This window comes from Streptomyces rubradiris, assembly GCF_016860525.1.
Taxonomy (GTDB): Bacteria; Actinomycetota; Actinomycetes; order Streptomycetales; family Streptomycetaceae; genus Streptomyces; species Streptomyces rubradiris.
On the sequence record NZ_BNEA01000015.1, the window covers coordinates 5,298,213 to 5,315,221 of the forward strand.

The window sequence follows — 17,009 nt, forward strand, 5'->3', positions numbered from 1 at the left end:
CCCCCTCGATCGCCCGGCCCACGCCGGGCGCCGGCTGCGGGCGGACCGGTCCCCTCCGGTCCGTCCCGGCTTCCCCGTGCCGCAGTCCCGCGGGCTACGGCCTTCCCGCCGATCCTGCCCCCTGCGGCGGCGCGGGGAACGGCAGCACCGCCACTGTTACGTTGTCGTGGCCCCCGCCGTCCAGGGCGTGCCCGACGAGCACTCGGGCGCCGTGCAGCGGGCGGGTCGCCGCGTCCGGCGGGACGACCTCGGACATCTCCTGCGGCGTTTCGGCGTAGTTCCACAGTCCGTCGGTGCACACCACCACCGCGCCGGGCCGGTCGGGCTGGAAGCAGGCGGTGTGCGGCTCCAGTTCGTAGGCGTCCGCGCCGAGCCAGCCGGTGATCGCGTGGGCCCGCTCGTCGGCGTACGCCTCGGCCTCGCTCATCAGTCCGGCGGCCACCATCTGCGCGGCCCAGGAGTCGTCCTCGGTGAGCCGGGCGGACGGCGCGGAGCGGTCGGTGGGCACCCAGTAGACCCGGCTGTCGCCGACCCAGCCGACGACCAGCAGCCCGGAGGTGACCACCGCGCCGACGATCGTGCAGGCCGGCGCGTTCTGGTGCGGGGCGTGCTCGCGGGCCGTCGCGGGTTCGCCGGCGAGCGCGTTGACGGCGTGCGCGGCGGCGACGATCGCCTCGTGCATCGCCGCCTGCGGGTGGGTGCCGCGCGGAAGTTCGGCCAGCAGGGTGTCGCCGGCCGCCCGGGAGGCGGCCAGGGAGGCGGCGTCGGGGCGGGTCGCGGAGGACACGCCGTCGCAGACGATCGCCAGCGCCGCCGGGGTGCCGTCGGGCAGCGTGGTGTGGCCGACGGCGAACGCGTCCTCGTTGCGGTGGTGGCGCAGTCCGCGGTCGCTGACGGCCGCGACCGGGCCCGTCTCCCGCTCCAGGTGGTCGCGTTCGCGGGGCTGGGCGTGCCCGCAGTTCTCGCAGTAGCCGTCGTCGTCGACCCGGCCGGTGCGGCAGGCCACGCACGGCCGCGCCGGGGCGGCGGGGGCGGCGGCCGGGGCGGCCGGCCGCGGGTCCGGTGCCTGCAGCGGGTACTCGTCGGGCTCCGCCCGCCGGTCGAAGCGCACCCCGGAACCGGCGGACCGCTCGTCCCCGTCCTCCCGCCCGTGCGGCGCGGCGCGGTCCGCGCCGGGGCCCGGCGGGTCCGCCGGGGGCGCGGGGGCCGGGCCGGCGGGCCAGGGGGCGGGCCGGTCCGTTCCGTTCCCGGGCGCGGCGGCACCGGTCATGGGGAGCGTCGGATGGTCCTGCGGCGGTGCGGGCACCGCCGAAAGGTCGTATCCGCACGCTCCGCAGAACAGGTCACCCGGCTCCACCGGTTCCGCGCAGCTCGGGCACTTCGGCAGTGCGGCCTGCCGGGGCATCTGCGACATCGACTTACACCCACGTCCGGGGGCGGTAACGGTTGGCCCGTTCCACCAGCTCGATCCTCTCCTTGCCGCCGGGCGCCAGCCGGGCCAGCGTGCGGTAGGCACGCTCCAGGCCGAAGCGCAGACCCCGCTCGTCCAGACCGCTGCCCAGCAGCGTCCGGCCCGCCGCGGCGGATCCGGCGCCCCCGGAGAGTACCCAGTCCAGCGCGCCGCCGAGTACTTCCGCCGACAGCCGCGCGCGCCGCGCCGGGTCCAGACCGTAGGCCTGGAGCGCCTCGACCTGCCCGGCGGCGGCCGTCAGGTCGTCCCCGAACGGTACGTCACCGGGGCCGGGCGTACGGCCTCTCAGCCGGGCCCGGACGGCGGCGACCCGGGCGGCCGTGTAGTGGATGGAGGACTCCGGCACCGACTCCAGCGTGCGTACCGCGCCCTGCCGGTCCCCGCCCGCGAGCCGCACCCGGGCCAGCCCGAACGCGGCGCTCACGAAGCTCCGGTCGGTGGTCCACACCAGCCGGTAGTACTCGGCCGCGTTGTCCGGCTGGCCCAGCACCTCCGCGCACAGGCCGAGGGCCAGCTTGGGCGCGCTCTCGCCGGGGAAGGCGTCGTAGACGGCGTCGAAGGCCGGCGCGGCGCTCTCGAAGTCGCCGGTGACCAGGGCGGCCACGCCCCGCTGCCACACCACCCGCCAGTCGTCGGGCCGTTCCTCCTCCAGCTCGGCCAGGCTCAGCAGGGCGCCTTGCGTCTCGCCGCTCTCCAGCCGGGCGCGGATCAGCCGCAGCCGGGTCTCCACGGTCTGCTCGGGCGCCGCGGCCAGCGCGCCGATCAGCTCGGCCGGCCCGGCGGCCGGCAGGCCCGCCAGGAAGCCGGCGGCCGGGTCGCCGGGGTCGACGAGCGCCAGGGGCAGGGCGAGGGCGGCGGCCGCCGTGTCCACGGGCCGGACGAGCGCCGCCGGAGCGGGGGCGGCAGCGGCGGCCGGGGCCCCGCGGTCCCGGCGGGCGCCGAGCCGGGTCACGTCCCCGTCAAGGGGCGGGAACAGTTCGGTGTCCGTGACCTTCACCTCGGGCCCGAACAAGGTGGACAGCGCGGGCCGGGGCTGTCCGGTCTGCAGCGCCACCACCTCGCGCAGCACACCGGTCAGTTGCTCGGCCATCTCCTGCGCGGACCCGAACCGGCGGTCCGGGTCGGGGTCGGTGGCGCGCACCAGGAGCCGGTAGAAGGACTCGTAGCGGCGGAACACCTCGATGGTGTCCGGGTCGGGCAGGGAGTCGGCGTGGACGGTGGTGTAGCCCTGGAAGTCGAAGGTGAGCACCGCCAGGGTGCGGCCCACCGTGTACAGGTCGCTGGCGACCGACGGGCCGGTCTCGGCGACCTCGGGGGCCTGGTAGCCGATCGTGCCGTAGATCGCCGACTCCGCGTCGTCCATCCGGCGGACGGCGCCCATGTCGATCAGCTTGAGCTGGTCCTCGGTCTGGATGGCGTTGTCCACCTTGAAGTCGCAGTACAGCAGGTTCCTGCTGTGCAGGTGGCCGAGTGCCTCCAGGGCCTCGATGCCGTAGGCGCACGCCTGTTCCACCGGCAGCGGGTCGCGGCGGCCGTCGGGGGTCCGGCGGGCGTTGGCGATCTCCTTCAGGGACTTGCCGCCGACGTACTCCATGACGATGTAGCCGTCCAGGGAGCCGGTGCGCTGGTCGAGGTGTTCCACGAAGTTGTAGATCCGCACGATGTTGGCGTGCTCGATCTCGGCGAGGAAGCGCCGCTCGGAGATCGCCGCGGCCATCGCGTCCTGGTCGCCGGTGTCCAGCAGGCCCTTGAGCACCACCCAGCGGTCGGCGACGGCCCGGTCCACGGCGAGGTAGATCCAGCCCAGCCCGCCGTGCGCGAGACAGCCCGCGACCTCGTACTGGCCGTGCACGATGTCCCCGGCGCGCAGCTTGGGCACGAAGGAGTACGGGTGCCCGCACTTGGTGCAGAAACCTTCCGTGCGGCCCGGCCGGTCACCGCGCGCCCGGCCCACCGGGGCCCCGCAGTCCGACCGGGAGCAGAACCGCTTGCGCTCGGGCACCTCCGGGCGCTCCAGCACCATCGCGTGCGGGTCGGGCCGCGGCACCTGCGGCACGGACACCAGCCCGGCGCCCAGCCGGCCGCGTGCCGAGGAGCCGGTGGAGGCGCCGGAGCTGCGCACCGACACCGAACGGCCGGTGGACTTCCCCGACACCGAGCGGGACAGCCGCCCGGACACCGAGCGGCGCGAGCGCGACGACTGCGAGGACGTCCGGGCGCTGCGCGAACCCGCGCCGTCCGTGGCCCCCTTGGCGACCCCGGTGGCCGGCGAGACCACCATCCCCTCCCCGGCGGGCGAAGCCGCGGCCGACACCACCGGCGCCAGACCGCAGGTGTCGCAGTACAGCCCGCCGCCCACGTCCTCGTAGGCGCCCTCGCACCCCGGCCGCTGGCAGGTCTGTCCCGGCCGGCTCATGACGCGTCCCCCTCGCGGTCCGCCGGCGCGTCCGCGCCGCCGATCAGTTCGGCCGCCGCCCGCTGGTAGCGCAGCACGGCCTGTTCGGCCACGCGCAGGTCGCAGGGCGCGCTCCACAGCATGCGGCGGGCCGCGTCGTAGCGCTCCACCAGCAGCGGCTCCTCGGCCAGGCCGTGCCGGGCGACCTTCGCCTTGTAGGCGTCGAGCCGGCCGCGCAGCTCGGCGCGGACCGCGAGCGGCGCGGTGACCGCGGTCAGCGACTCCCGCGCGCGCAGCAGTTCGTCCTCCGCCTTCTCCTCCAGGGACTCCAGCAGCGGGGACAGCCGGTGCCACCGGCCCTGCCTGCGGTACTCCACGGCGGTCGCCAGCTGCTCCTGGAGGACGGTCGGCGGGCCGCCGACCACCGGCACCTCGGTGGCGGCGATCTTCGCCAGCACCTCGCCGCGCGCGGTCCGGGCCTCGGCGAGGGTGCGGTCCGCCCGGGACAGCACGTCCCGCACCCGGACCAGCCGCGCCTCCGCGTCCTGGCGCACCGTCAGCACGGCGTCGATCTCCCGGCGCACGTCCTCCAGGGCGCGCGCCGCACGGTCGTACACCGTCGTGTCCGGGCGTCCGCCGCCCGGCGCGGAACTGCCCTCGGCCGGCACCCAGAACGCGAGCGGGTCGGCGACGACGTCCTCGCGCAGCCGGGTCAGGGTGCGGGTGATCCGCTCCAGGTCGTCGCCGGCCGGGTGTGCGCCCGGGCGCACCCCGACGGAGTGCGCGAGCTGCCGGGTGCGCTGGAGCTCGGCGGCGAGCAGGTCGATCCGCGCGGGCAGCGCCGACCACACCGCGTCCGCGGCGACGATCACGTCCAGGCTCGTCGCGTACAGCTCGTTCATCCGCTCCACCAGCCCCGGCAGCGTGAACGTCTCGCTGAGCCGGCCGCTGTCGCCGCCGGGGACGGTCACGGACGCGCCGCGCAGCAGCCCGGTCAGCTCCGCCAGGTCCTCGCGGCTGGACCAGCGGCGCCGGGCGCGGATCTCCCGGGCGCCGCGCAGCGCGGCCGTGTAGGCGTCGAAGTACGCCCACAGCCGGGTGATCCGTGCCTCCGTGGCCTGCCAGCGTTCCCGGGTGACGCCGGTCAGCGCGGCGCCTTCGAGGAGTCTGCGGCCCGCGTGGTCCTGGAGGGCCAGCAGGGAGGTCTCGATCGCCTCGTGCTCCTGGCCGAGCCGCGCCAGCGCACGGTCCGCCTCGTCCCGGTCCATCACCGGCCCGGCGGGGTCCGTGACGCCCATCGATCACCTCTCGCTCGCTGTCGGTTCCGGTCGGGCGCGGCTCAACTGCCGCGCAGGTAGCGGGGCGCGGGCGGCTTCGACGCGGCCGGGTCCTCGCCCAGTGTCGCCGACAGCCACTCGTCGTACGACTTCTGCCAGCCGTTCGCCGCGTAGTCCACCAGAACGCGGTTGACCCGGCGTACCAGATCGTCGGCGTCCTTCTTCATCGCCACGCCGTAGTACTCGGTCGTGAACGCCTCGCCCTTGAGTTCCACGGTCGGGTCCTGGGCGGCCTGGCTCGCGGCGAGGGCGCCGTCGGTCACCACCGCGTCCACCTCGCCGAGTTGCAGCCGGACCAGGCAGTCCAGCTGGTTGGGCACGGTGGTGGACAGGTCGGTGGAGCCGGGCAGCCGGCCCGCCTTGCGGTCGGCGTCCAGCTTGGCGTACGCGGTCGAACCGGTCGCCGTGCACACCTCCTTGCCGGCCAGCGAGCTGTCGTAGCCGGTGACCGGCGAGGACTTGGGGGCGAGGACCTGCTGGCCGGTCCTGAAGTAGGGCGCCGAGAACGCGACCTGGCGCAGCCGGTCGCAGGTGATCGTCATGGTGCGCACGACCATGTCGACGCGCCCGTCCTGGATCGCGGGGATGCGCTGGTTGGTCGGGATCGCCTTGAACTGCACCGCGTCGCGGTCGCCGAGGATGTCCTGGGCGATCCGGTGCGCGAGGTCGATGTCGAAGCCCTCCAGCCGGGCGCCGTCGGTGTTCGGGTCGCGGTAGCCCCAGCGGTAGCTGTTCTGGTCGACGCCGACGACCAGCTTGCGCTTGGCGCCCGTGCGGGCCCGGATCGCCTCGATCGTCGGGCCGTCCGCACCGGACGGGGCGAGCGTCCGCTCGTGCGCCTCGGCGTCCACGCAGTTGTCGGCGCGGACCTGGGTGCCGGTGGCGGCCGGCGGCGCCGCGCGGCCCGGCTCGGCCGGCGCCCGCTGGGTGCACGGCAGCAGCAGGACGAACGCCAGCGCCAGCGCGCACAGCACCGCCATCGTGGCGACTCCGCCCCAGCCCCGCAGCGAGGCCCGCGCCCGGCTCGCGTCCATCGCCCTGTCCCCTGTCACCGGTACTCCGAAAGCCTGCGCCCTATGCCGGCGACCGAGCCCGCCGCGCCCAGCACCGCGAGGGCGGCGGTGCCCTGCGGCAGCCAGGCCAGCGCGTCCCGCCCGTCGCCGGCGGCCTGCCTGAACTCGGCCCGCTCGTGGCCGATGGCCCTCTCCAGGCCGCGGGCGACGCCGTCGAAGCACTCGGCGGTCGCGCCCTTGGCGCCGATCACCTTGTCCAGGGCCTGCTGGTAGTTGCCGTTCTCGTCCTCGGCGCGGGCCGCCGCGTGCCGCCGCTGCCACACGGCCGTGTCGCTCTGCGCGGCCGTGACCGGGGCGGTGCCCGCGTCGTCGTCGGCGAGCCGCGCCGCCTCGGAAAGCGCCTCGCGGAGCACCGCCATGTCCTTGTCGAAGTCGTAGTAGTGGGCGTCGTACGTCTGCCCGGCCACCGTGACGGTGTCCGCGCCGCGTGCCACCAGGCTCAGGTTCTCGTTGCCGCGCGCCTTCAGGGCGGCGATCCGGGCCTCGTGCAGCACGTTGAGCGACCTGATGCCGTGCGCGTAGGAGCCGTCGAGCCCCGAGCGGGCGACGGCGTGGCCCACGATCAGCCACAGCAGGGCGGCCGTGGTCGCGGCGGTGGCGGCGACCAGGCCGCGGTTGAGGATGCGGTTGGTGCGCCGGTACACGCGGTGCTGGGCCCAGCCGAGCGCGGCCAGGGCGAGCACGCCGAGCGTGATCGCCGCCCACGGGTACGGTGTCGCGTCGCCGTAGTCGGCGTCCAGCCGGCGGTTCTCCGTGGTGTAGAGCGCCTGCGCGGCCGGGAGCATGTGCTTCTGCATCTTCTCGTCGGCGTACCGCAGGTAGGCGCCGCCCACCGGGTAGCCCTGCCGGTTGTAGGTCCGGGCCCGCTCCACGAGGCCCTTGTACTCGGGCAGCAGCCGGTTCAGCCGGGCGACGGTCGCCTCGGCGGCGGAGCCGGGTTCGGCGTTGGCGGCGGCGGTGACGAGCCCGGCGGCGGCCTCCCGGATGTCCCTCTCGTACTGGTCCCGGGACTTCGCGTCCTCCTGCCCGCCGGCCAGGAACGCGCCGGCCGCGGCGGTGTTGGCGTCGGCCAGCGAGCGGTAGATGCCGGCCGCGCCGAAGCTGAGCGGCTGGCTGCGGTGCAGCACGTCATCGGCGGCGGCCGAACGGGTGCCGGCCTGCCAGGCGGTGACCGCGCCGAACCCGAGGACCAGCAGGGCCAGTACGGCGCCGATGATCCGCAGCCGCCCCGGCTCGGTGGTCGCGGCGGCCCGCACCCGCTCGGCGCCCTCGACGAAGGCGGTGCGGCGCGCGGGCGGCGCGGGCGGCGCGGAGGGCGCGGGCCGCCCGTGGGGCTGCGCGGGGATGCCGGGGGCACCGGCGAGGCCGGCGGGCCCGGCCGGCGGTGGCGCCGCGCTGCTCTTCGGCGGGTGTGTCACTCGACCTCCCCCATGGTCATCCGTTCGCCGCCCAGTATCACCGTCCGCGCCGGCATCCGCACCGGCCTTCACTGGATCTTGAACGGATCATGGTGGCCCCCGGGGCGCGTGGCCGGCGGACGCACCACCCCTGGGGGCCAAGACGCCGGTGACGGCGCATCGGTTCCGCCGGGGGCGGCCGGGGCCCGGTTCCCCGGGAGCCGTCCGGGGAACCGGCGACCGGTCAGGGCGTGGCCGTCTCCCAGTACCCGCGTGCCCGTTCGCCCGCCTCCGGCCCCGCGCCCAGGTGGTCCAGGCCCAGCAGGGCCGCGCCCAGGACCGGGCGGGCCGTGACCACGCGGACGTCGGCCTCGGGGGCGCGCGCGGCGAGCAGGGCGCGTACGGCGTCGTCCAGTTGCCGGTGGCCGGCGGTGAGGACGGAGCCGCCGAGCAGTACCGGGGTCCGCTCCGCGAGCAGGTCCAGCCGGGTCAGCGCCACCGTGACCATCACCGTGACCTCCTCGGCGAGCCGGTCGACCAGTGCTCCGGCCACCCGGTCGCCGTCCGCCGCCGTGGCGAACAGCACCGGCGCCAGCTCGTGCCGGCGCGCGGGGGCGATCCGCTCCAGGTGCAGGGCCTCGATGAGCGCGTACATGCTGGGCAGCCCGAAGTGCGCGGGCAGGGTGCGGGCCAGCGCGGTCGGCTCGCCCCGGCCGTCCTCCGCGCGGGCCGCGTGCCACAGCGCCTCCTCGGCCAGGCCCCAGCCGCCGCCCCAGTCGCCGGAGATCCGGCCGATGGCGGGAAAGCGGGCGGTGCGGCCGTCGGGGCGCATGCCCACGCAGTTGATGCCCGCCCCGCACACCACCGCCACCCCGCGCGGCTCGGCGACGCCCGCCCGCAGGATCGCGAAGGTGTCGTTGCGGACCTCCACGGACCCGCCCCAGGCGCGCGCGTGCAGCGCGCCCGCCAGCCGCTCCTCCTCCACCGGGAGGTCGGCGTTGGCGAGGCAGGCCGACACATGGGAGACGGAGGAGACCCCCGCGTCGGCGAAGGCGCGGGCGACCGGTGCGGCCAGCGCGTCGACCGCCGCGGGCACGCCGACCGCGGGCGGGCGGAAGCCGCCGCCGCGGGCCGTGGCCAGCACCTCGCCGTCGGCGCCGACCACGGCCACGTCGGTCTTGCTGTTGCCCGCGTCGATGGCGAGCACGGTCGAGGTCAGGCCCACGCCAGGTGCTCCCGGTTGTGCGCGACCAGCCGGTCGGTGAGGGCGTCGGCGTACTCGTACTGCCCGATCAGGGGGTGGGCCAGCAGGGCGCGGAACACCCGGTCCCGGCCGCCGCGCAGCGCCGCGTCCAGGGCCAGGTCCTCGTACGCCGTCACGTTCGCGATCAGTCCCGTGAACAGCGGGTCGAGCGCCGGGACTCGCAGTGGGGCCGGGCCTTCGGGGCCGACCGCCGCCTGTACCTCGATCACCGCGTCGTCGGGCAGGAACGGCAGCGTGCCCCGGTTGAGGGTGTTCACCACCTGGTACGGGCTGCCGCCCCCGCCCAGCAGGGCCGCCGCGAGGTCCACGGCCGCCTCCGAGTAGAAGGCGCCGCCGCGCCTGGCGAGCAGCGCGGGTTTCTCGTCCAGGGCCGGGTCGCCGTACATGGCCAGCAATTCCCGTTCCATCGCCGCCACTTCGGCGGCCCGGGAGGGTTTGGTGCGCAGTTCGCGGACGACCTCGTCGTGGGCGTAGTAGTAGCGCAGGTAGTAGGAGGGGACCACGCCGAGGCTCTCCAGCAGGGGGCGGGGCAGGCGGACGTCGGCGGCGACGGCGTCGCCGTGCTCGGCCAGCAGCCGGGGCAGGACGTCCTCGCCGTCCGGCCCGCCCAGTCGTACACCTGTTTCCCAGGTGAGGTGGTTCAGGCCCACGTGTGCCAGGTGTACTTCGGCGGGGGCCGTGTCCAGCAGGGCGGCGAACTTGCGCTGGAAGCCGATCGCCACGTTGCACAGGCCGACCGCCCGGTGCCCGGCCCGGAGCAGGGCGCGGGTGACGATGCCGACCGGGTTGGTGAAGTCGATGATCCAGGCGCGCGGGTTGGCCCGGCGGACCCGTTCGGCGATGTCGAGGACGACCGGGACCGTGCGCAGGGCCTTGGCCAGGCCGCCCGCGCCGGTGGTCTCCTGGCCGACGCAGCCGCACTCCAGCGGCCAGGTCTCGTCCTTCTCGCGGGCCGCCTGGCCGCCGACGCGCAGCTGGAGCAGGACGGCGTCGGCGCCGTCGACCCCCGCGTCCAGGTCGGAGGTGGTGACGATCCGGCCGGTGTGGCCCTGCCGGGCGAAGATCCGCCGGGCCAGGCCGCCGACCAGCTCCAGCCGGTCCGCGGCCGGGTCGACCAGCACCAGTTCCTCGATGGGCAGGGTGTCGCGCAGCCGGGCGAAGCCGTCGACGAGTTCGGGGGTGTAGGTCGAGCCGCCGCCGACCACGGTGAGTTTCACAGTCAGATCAACCCTTTACTCCGGTGAGCGTCACGCCTTCGACGAACGCCTTCTGGGCGAGGAAGAACACGAGGATGACGGGGGCCATGACCAGCACGGTCGCGGCCATGGTGAGGTTCCAGTCGGTGTGGTGGGCGCCCTTGAAGGACTCCAGGCCGTAGGACAGGGTCCAGGCGCCGGGGTTCTCGGACGCGTAGATCTGCGGGCCGAAGTAGTCGTTCCAGGCGTAGAAGAACTGGAAGAGGGCCACGGCCGCGATGCCCGGTCTGGCCATGGGCAGCACCACCCGCAGCAGGGTGCGCAGTTCGCCGCAGCCGTCGACCTTGGCCGCGTCCAGGTACTCGTCCGGGATCGTGGTCAGGAACTGGCGCAGCAGGAAGATGGAGAACGCGTCCCCGCACGCCATGGGGAGGATCAGCGGCCACAGGGTGCCGGACAGGCCGAGCTGCTTGGCCCAGAACAGGTACATCGGGATGACGACCACCTGGGGCGGCAGCATCATCATCGAGATCACCAGCATCAGCGACAGCTTGCGGCCGCGGAAGCGGAACTTGGCGAGCGCGTACGCCACCGGCAGCGAGGACACCACGGTGAGGACGGTGCCCAGCCCGGCGTAGAGCAGCGTGTTGCGCCACCAGGTGAGGAAGCCGGGGGTGTCGAACACCTTGCGGTAGTTGCCCCACTCCCAGGTGTGCGGGATCTGGTCCCGGCTCAGGGCCTGGCTGTCGCTCATCAGCGAGGTGAGGAACAGGAAGACGAACGGGAGCGTGAAGAACAGCGCGGCGGCCACGCCCAGGGAGTGGACCGCGATCCACTGGAGGGATGCCTTGCGGCGGGTCATGTGTTCAGTCACCTGCCTGGATCAGGCCGCCGCGGCGCCGCATCAGCAGCGCGGTGAACGCCATCGACAGGGCGAACAGCACCAGCGCCACCACGCACGCCGAGCCGTAGTCGAAGCGCTGGAAGCCGAGGTTGTAGACGAGCTGGGGGAGGGTGAGCGTCGACTTGTCGGGGTAGCCGGGCTCGAACTGGGTGCCGGCGCCCTGGATCACCCCGGAGGCGACCTTCCCGGCGACCAGCGGCTGGGTGTAGTACTGCATCGTCTGGATCACGCCGGTGACGACCGCGAACATCACGATCGGGGAGATCGCCGGCAGCGTCACGTACCGGAACCGCTGCCAGGCCGAGGCGCCGTCCAGCTGAGCCGCCTCGTACTGTTCCGCCGGCACGTCGAGCAGCGCGGCCATGAAGATCACCATCAGGTCGCCGATGCCCCACAGCGCCAGCAGGGTCAGCGCCGGCTTGGACCAGGTCGGGTCGCCGAACCAGCCCGGCGCGGGCAGCCCGGCCCGCTCCAGCAGGGAGTTCACCGGCCCGGTGCCCGGGTTGAGCAGGAACGCGAAGGCCATGGTGGCCGCGACCGGCGGGGCGAGGTAGGGCAGGTAGAACAGGGTGCGGAAGAGACCCGTCCCCGTCTTGATCTTCGTGATGAGCAGGCCGACGCCCAGCCCGAAGACCACCCGCAGGGTCACCATCACCACGACCAGCCACAGCGTGTTGCGCAGCGCGGGCCAGAACAGCGGGTAGTGCTCGAAGACGTAGACCCAGTTGCGGCCGCCGGTCCACTCCGGCGGCCGGAAGCCGTCGTAGTGCATGAAGGAGAAGTAGACGGTCGAGATCAGCGGGTAGGCGAAGAAGACCGCGAAGCCGACGAGCCAGGGCGCCATGAAGGCGAGCGTGCGCAGGGTCGCGCGGCGGCGCTTCGCCGCCAGGGTGCCGGCGCTCACGGCCGCGCCTGCACGATGTCGGTGTCGATCTGCGCGGCCGTCTTCTCCAGCCCGGCCTTCAGGTCGGTGACCTTGCCGCTCTCGTAGTCGTAGCCGAACTGCTGGATCGTCACCAGGTACACCCCGCCGTTGACGGAGGCGGGCGCGGAGGTGGAGCGGGGGTGGGCGGCGATGTCCAGGAAGGTCTTGAACCGCGGGTCGTACTTCAGCTTCGGGGACTTCAGCGCGGCCAGCGTGGAGGGCACGTTGTGGATGTCGTTGGCGAAGCCGGTCACCGCGTCCGTGTCCGTGCTGACGTACTTGACGAACTCCCAGGCCGCGTTCTGCTTGTGGCTGGTGGCGGCGATGCCCGCGACGGTGCCGGTGATGTAGCCCTTGCCGTACTGGCCGGCCTGGTCGTCCGGGACGGGCAGCGGGGCCACCCCGATCTCGAAGTCCGGTTTCGCCTCCTCGGCCATCCCGAGCCGCCACTCGCCGTCGAGCTGCATGGCGACCTGGCCGGTGTGGAAGGGGTGCTTGGGTCCCCACTCGTCGCCGAGCGTGGACCGGAACCGCTCCAGCCTGCGGAATCCGCCGAGTTCGTCCACGAGCTTCTTCTGGAGGGTGAAGGCCCGCTCGAACGCCGGGTCCTTGGCGACGTTGGACTTGCCGTCCTCGTCGAAGTAGGTCGGGGAGAACTGGCCGAGGTAGTGCTCGGTGGTGGACTCCCAGCCGTGGTAGTTCGGCATGAACCCGAGCTGCCGGTAGCCGTCGCCCCGGGGAATCGTCAGCTTCTTGGCGTCGGCGAGGAACTCGGACCAGGTCCTCGGCGGGCGGGTGATGCCCGCCTTCGCGAAGGCGGTCTTGTTGTAGTAGAGCCCGTAGGCGTCACCGAGCAGCGGGACCGCGCAGCGGTCGCCCTCGAACGCGGTGTACTCGGTCATGGGCTTCGGGAACGTCTTCTCCGGGTCGATCCCGGACTTGGCGAAGAAGGGGTTCAGGTCCACCAGCGCGCCCGAGGAGCAGAACCTGCCGACGTTGTTGGTGGTGAACGAGGAGACCACGTCCGGGGCCCGGTCGCCGCCCGCCCGCAGCGCCTGGTTGATCTTGTCGTCGGTCATGTTCCCGACGACCTTCACATGGATGTTGGGGTGCGCCCGCTCGAACCCGGCGACCAGCGACCGCACGGCCTTCACCTCGTTCGGCGCGCTCCAGGCGTGCCAGAAGGTGATCGTGGCCTCCTTCGAGGGGTCGTCGGTGGCGCTGCCGACGGACTGGCCGGTACACGCGGTGGTGAGCAGCACCGAGCCGGCGGCCAGGGCGAAAGCCGCTTTTCGGGCGGTTTTGGGTATGGGTGTGGGCATGACGAGGTCTCCCAGGGGACGGGGCAGGACGGGACGGGTTCGGCGAGGAGCGGGTGAGCCGGGGGCGCTCAGCGCGAGGTGTCGAAGACCTCGTCGCGGGTGGCGGCGAGCGCGGACTCCAACGCGCCGCGCAGCACGGGGTGTTCGCGTACCTCGCCGACGACCAGCCGGGGCCGGGTCGCGGCCAGCTCCGCCAGTTCGGCCTGGACGAGGGCCCGCAGCACCTCGCCGCCGGCCGTCAGCGCGGAGCCGCTGAGTACGACGAGTTCGGGGTCGAGGACGGAGACGAGCGAGGCGAGGCCGGTGGCCAGCCGGGTGGCGTAGGCCCGGAGCAGTTCCCGGTGGGGGCCGTCGGCGTGGTCGGCGGCGCGGGCCACGAGGAGGGCGGCGGCCTCGGCGTGCGGTCCCGGTGGCACGTCGGATATGCCCAGGTCCCGGGCCAGTCCCGGCAGCGCCTGGGAGCCGGCCAGTTCCTGGTAGCCGCCGCTGTTCGCCCGGGTGACGTGCCGCACCAGCGGGGCGCCCGGCACCGGCAGGAAGCCGACCTCGCCGGCGCCGCCGGTCCAGCCGCGGTGCAGCCGGCCGCCCAGCACCAGGGCCGCGCCGAGGCCCTCCTGGTTCCACAGCAGCACGAAGTCCTCGTGGCCGCGGGCCGCGCCGAGCCGCTGTTCGGCCACGGCGGCGAGGTTGACGTCGTTCTCGTACTCCACCGGCATCGGCAGCGCCGCCGCGAGCTCGTCCAGCAGCGCGGGGGAGTGCCAGCCGGGCAGGTGGGAGGCGTAGCGCAGCCGCCCGGTGCCCGGGTCGAAGGCGCCCGGGGTGCCGATGACCAGCCGGTGCACGTCGGACCGGGCGAGCCCGGCGGCCTTGACCGCGCCGTCGAGGGCGTCGGTCACCTGCCGTACGACCGGCTGGGCGGGCCGCCGGCCGGGGGTGGACAGCTCGTACTCGCCGACCGTGCGGCCGGTGATGTCGGCGACGGCGGCCCGGATGCGCTGCGGGGTGACGTCGAGCCCGGCGGCGTACGCCACGGCCGGATCGATCGCGTACAGCTGGGCGTTGGGGCCCGGCCGGCCCTCGCTGGTCCCGGTCGCCCGGACCAGTCCGGCCGCCTCCAGGCGGGCCAGCAGCTGGGAGGCGGTGGGCTTGGACAGGCCGGTGAGCTTGCCGATCCGGGTGCGCGACAGCGGCCCGTGCGCCAGCAGCAGGTCCAGGGCGGCGCGGTCGTTCATGGCGCGCAGGACGCGCGGGGTGCCCGGCGTACCGGCGGTTCCTGCCATGGGGTTCCACACCTGCCTTTCCAGCCGCTCAGCTTTTCAGTGACCCGGGTGGGGCGTCCAGTCCTTGATCGACGGGCACCGGACGATCACTGCGACCACTGTTAGGAAAGTTTCCTGTCCGGGTGGGAGGAACGTAAGCCGACGGCGGAGGAGGCGTCAATAGCCGTCGACGGACAGCGGCCCCCGGCAACGTTGTCGTCGTCCGGGGGCCGCTGGGGGCCGGGGCCGGGGCTCGGCTCTAGATGAAGGGGGCGGTGTCCAGGGCGGGGTACGGCGCCGGGAGGGGAAGCGGGTCGCCGAGGGTGACCTTGGTGTCGGAGCTGTAGTAGGCCTCGATGGGGTCGTCGTCCTCGTCGGTCTTCTCGGGGAGTACGGGGTCGGTGTAGCAGTGGGCCGTCTTGGCGTGGCGGTTGACGAGGACGTAGACGGGGATGCCGGCGGCGGCGTAGGTACGGAGCTTGGGGCCGGTGTCGGTCTCGTGGTCGGTGGAGGTGACTTCGCCGACGAGGGCGAGCATGTCGACCGGGTACCAACCCCTGTGTGCCTTGCGGTACGACTCGTCGAGCTCGGAAGCCTTGCGGCGGCGTACGTAGAAGTCCGGGGCGAGCAGCGCTGTGGTGGCGCCGTCCTTGTCGGCGGCGCGGAAGCCGCTGCCGAAGCCGACGAGATGGACGCCGGCCGTGCGGAACTGGAGGTACAGCTCGCCGATGCCGTCATTGTGGTTTTCGTCAGGTTGCGGCGGAACGTAGACCGTCCCCTCGACATACTCGGGCCGAATCGGCATCGGCGACGCCGACTCGAGCTTGCTCAACAAGTCGAGGGGGTCCACCTGCGGCTGCGGTTTCGGCACGACCGGTTCCATGATCGGCTCCATGATCGGTTCGGCGCTCATCGCTTCTCCCCGTCACGCTGATGCCAGGCTAATCCCGCGTCGGGCGCCCCGGCAGAACGATGGGGCACTCCGAGCGCCGCCGCGCCGGAATGCCCCATCTGCTCACTCGAACGAGTGTGCTGAAACCGTTCCGCTATTTCGCCGGCGGCTCGGGGCGCGGGGACACGAGCGGGGCCGTCGCCTTCACCTGCGGCGAGTCCGCGTTGGAGTACACCGACGGGGCCGCCACCGTCGCCGTCGGGTCCGGGGCGTCCTCGGCGTCCTCGGCCGCCGTCGCGCCGCCCACGATCCGGATGCTCGCCGCGTCGAAGGCCCGCTTGATCCGCCAGCGCAGCTCCCGCTCCACCGTCACCGACTTGCCCGGCATGGTCTTCGCCGAGACCCGGACCACCATGGAGTCGATCAGCACCGAGTCCAGGCCGAGGACCTCCACCGGGCCCCACAGCAGCTCGTTCCAGGGCTCTTCCCGGCTCATCCGCTCGGCGACCTCGTCGAGCGTGGCCTTCACCCGGTCCAGGTCCTCGCTCGCCCGGACGGTCACGTCGACCCCGGCCGTCGCCCAGCCCTGCGACAGGTTCCCGATCCGCTTGACCTCGCCGTTGCGGACGTACCAGATCTCCCCGTTGTCGCCGCGCAGCTTGGTCACCCGCAGCCCGACCTCGATCACCTCGCCGGTGGCCACGCCCGCGTCGATCACGTCGCCGACGCCGTACTGGTCCTCCAGGATCATGAACACGCCGGACAGGAAGTCCGTGACCAGGTTGCGCGCGCCGAAACCGATCGCCACGCCCGCGACACCGGCCGACGCCAGCAGCGGCGCCAGGTTGATCTCGAAGGTGGACAGCACCATCAGCGCGGCCGTGCCGAGGATCAGGAAACTCGCCACCGAGCGCAGCACCGAGCCGATCGCCGCCGAGCGCTGCCGCCGCCGCTCGGCGTTGACCAGCAGTCCGCCCAGCGCGGTGCCGTCCACGGCCTGCGCGGTACGGCCCATCCGGTCGATCAGCTGGGTGATCGCCCGCCGCACCACAGCCCGCAGCGCCGCCGCGACGATCACGATCAGCAGGATGCGCAGGCCCATCGCGAGCCACGTCGACCAGTTCTGCTCCACCCAGCTCGCCGCGTTCGTCGCGCTCTCCTGGGCGTCCTGGAGCGTCGGCACGGCCGGGGTCGTCGACTGTGACGGCGACGGGGACGGGGACGCGCCGGCGGCCACGAGGAGGGCGGGCAGGGACGACACGGCAGGTACCTCCAGGTGCTGCGTGGTCCGCACCGGCGGGGGGGGCAAGATCACGAAAAGGTCACCGGACGGACGGAACCACCACACTAACGGGGCATCGCGGGTGCCCCCCGCCGTTCCGTGCGGCGGGGGCGCAGGAGAGACACGGCTCACGCGGGCTTGAACGGGGCGTGGTCCGGGGGATGAATCAGATGTGGTCGAAAACACTCCCAGCCCGTTACCGGGACGTGGTGGCGCTTCCACCAGGCATGAGGGGAGACTGACTGCAGATCGTCCCGGCGCGAGCCACGCGCCGCCGACGCCCAAGGAGGCA

The 17,009-nt window shown here is 73.8% G+C and carries 13 protein-coding genes; all 13 read right to left on the reverse strand.

Annotation, left to right across the window (positions count from 1 at the left end):
• Positions 1-94 precede the first annotated feature (94 nt).
• A complete protein-coding gene (locus Srubr_RS36840; RefSeq protein ID WP_189995474.1) occupies positions 95-1,414 on the reverse strand; it encodes a PP2C family serine/threonine-protein phosphatase in 1,320 nt (439 codons plus the stop codon).
• Between the two features lie 4 nt (positions 1,415-1,418).
• Complete coding sequence (locus tag Srubr_RS36845) at positions 1,419-3,887, reverse strand: serine/threonine-protein kinase (protein ID WP_189995472.1); 2,469 nt, start codon at positions 3,885-3,887, stop codon at positions 1,419-1,421.
• Positions 3,884-5,164 carry a coiled-coil domain-containing protein gene (locus tag Srubr_RS36850; protein ID WP_189995470.1) on the reverse strand — a complete coding sequence of 427 codons (1,281 nt, stop codon included), beginning with the start codon at positions 5,162-5,164 and terminating at the stop codon, positions 3,884-3,886. The genes Srubr_RS36845 and Srubr_RS36850 overlap by 4 nt, the downstream gene beginning before the upstream one ends.
• Positions 5,165-5,205: 41 nt before the next feature.
• Positions 5,206-6,237: a glutamate ABC transporter substrate-binding protein gene (locus Srubr_RS36855; protein ID WP_189996002.1), complete on the reverse strand. Its 1,032-nt coding sequence runs from the start codon at positions 6,235-6,237 to the stop codon at positions 5,206-5,208.
• 14 nt (positions 6,238-6,251) lie between these two features.
• Positions 6,252-7,694 (reverse strand): hypothetical protein, encoded by a 1,443-nt coding sequence (locus Srubr_RS36860; RefSeq protein ID WP_189995468.1) that lies wholly within the window; start codon positions 7,692-7,694, stop codon positions 6,252-6,254.
• 223 nt (positions 7,695-7,917) lie between these two features.
• On the reverse strand, positions 7,918-8,898 hold the full coding sequence (locus tag Srubr_RS36865; RefSeq protein ID WP_189995466.1) for an N-acetylglucosamine kinase: 981 nt from the start codon (positions 8,896-8,898) through the stop codon (positions 7,918-7,920).
• Positions 8,889-10,154, reverse strand: coding sequence for a 6-phospho-beta-glucosidase (locus Srubr_RS36870; RefSeq protein ID WP_189995464.1), 1,266 nt, complete (start codon positions 10,152-10,154; stop codon positions 8,889-8,891). Before Srubr_RS36870 ends, Srubr_RS36865 begins: the two co-directional genes overlap by 10 nt.
• 7 nt (positions 10,155-10,161) lie before the next feature.
• Entirely contained in the window at positions 10,162-10,995 is an 834-nt protein-coding gene (locus Srubr_RS36875; RefSeq protein WP_189995462.1) for a carbohydrate ABC transporter permease, read from the reverse strand.
• Positions 10,996-10,999: 4 nt separating this feature from the next.
• Positions 11,000-11,941, reverse strand: coding sequence for a carbohydrate ABC transporter permease (locus Srubr_RS36880; protein WP_189995460.1), 942 nt, complete (start codon positions 11,939-11,941; stop codon positions 11,000-11,002).
• Complete coding sequence (locus tag Srubr_RS36885; protein ID WP_189995458.1) at positions 11,938-13,284, reverse strand: ABC transporter substrate-binding protein; 1,347 nt, start codon at positions 13,282-13,284, stop codon at positions 11,938-11,940. Before Srubr_RS36885 ends, Srubr_RS36880 begins: the two co-directional genes overlap by 4 nt.
• A 68-nt stretch (positions 13,285-13,352) precedes the next feature.
• Positions 13,353-14,564, reverse strand: coding sequence for an ROK family transcriptional regulator (locus Srubr_RS36890; protein WP_189995456.1), 1,212 nt, complete (start codon positions 14,562-14,564; stop codon positions 13,353-13,355).
• A 238-nt stretch (positions 14,565-14,802) separates the two neighbouring features.
• Complete coding sequence (locus tag Srubr_RS36895; RefSeq protein ID WP_189995454.1) at positions 14,803-15,456, reverse strand: Uma2 family endonuclease; 654 nt, start codon at positions 15,454-15,456, stop codon at positions 14,803-14,805.
• 133 nt (positions 15,457-15,589) lie between these two features.
• A complete protein-coding gene (locus Srubr_RS36900) occupies positions 15,590-16,696 on the reverse strand; it encodes a mechanosensitive ion channel family protein (protein WP_189995452.1) in 1,107 nt (368 codons plus the stop codon).
• Positions 16,697-17,009: the final 313 nt, after the last annotated feature.

What these genes read in the sequence shown, in the direction of transcription:
- Srubr_RS36845 (WP_189995472.1), bottom strand. Translation starts at nt 3,887, where the DNA reads ATGAGCCGGCCGGGACAGACCTGCCAGCGGCCGGGGTGCGAGGGCGCC.
- Srubr_RS36895 (WP_189995454.1), bottom strand. Translation starts at nt 15,456, where the DNA reads ATGAGCGCCGAACCGATCATGGAGCCGATCATGGAACCGGTCGTGCCG.
- Srubr_RS36875 (WP_189995462.1), bottom strand. Translation starts at nt 10,995, where the DNA reads ATGACCCGCCGCAAGGCATCCCTCCAGTGGATCGCGGTCCACTCCCTG.
- Srubr_RS36885 (WP_189995458.1), bottom strand. Translation starts at nt 13,284, where the DNA reads ATGCCCACACCCATACCCAAAACCGCCCGAAAAGCGGCTTTCGCCCTG.
- Srubr_RS36855 (WP_189996002.1), bottom strand. Translation starts at nt 6,237, where the DNA reads ATGGACGCGAGCCGGGCGCGGGCCTCGCTGCGGGGCTGGGGCGGAGTC.
- Srubr_RS36890 (WP_189995456.1), bottom strand. Translation starts at nt 14,564, where the DNA reads ATGGCAGGAACCGCCGGTACGCCGGGCACCCCGCGCGTCCTGCGCGCC.
- Srubr_RS36850 (WP_189995470.1), bottom strand. Translation starts at nt 5,164, where the DNA reads ATGGGCGTCACGGACCCCGCCGGGCCGGTGATGGACCGGGACGAGGCG.
- Srubr_RS36840 (WP_189995474.1), bottom strand. Translation starts at nt 1,414, where the DNA reads ATGTCGCAGATGCCCCGGCAGGCCGCACTGCCGAAGTGCCCGAGCTGC.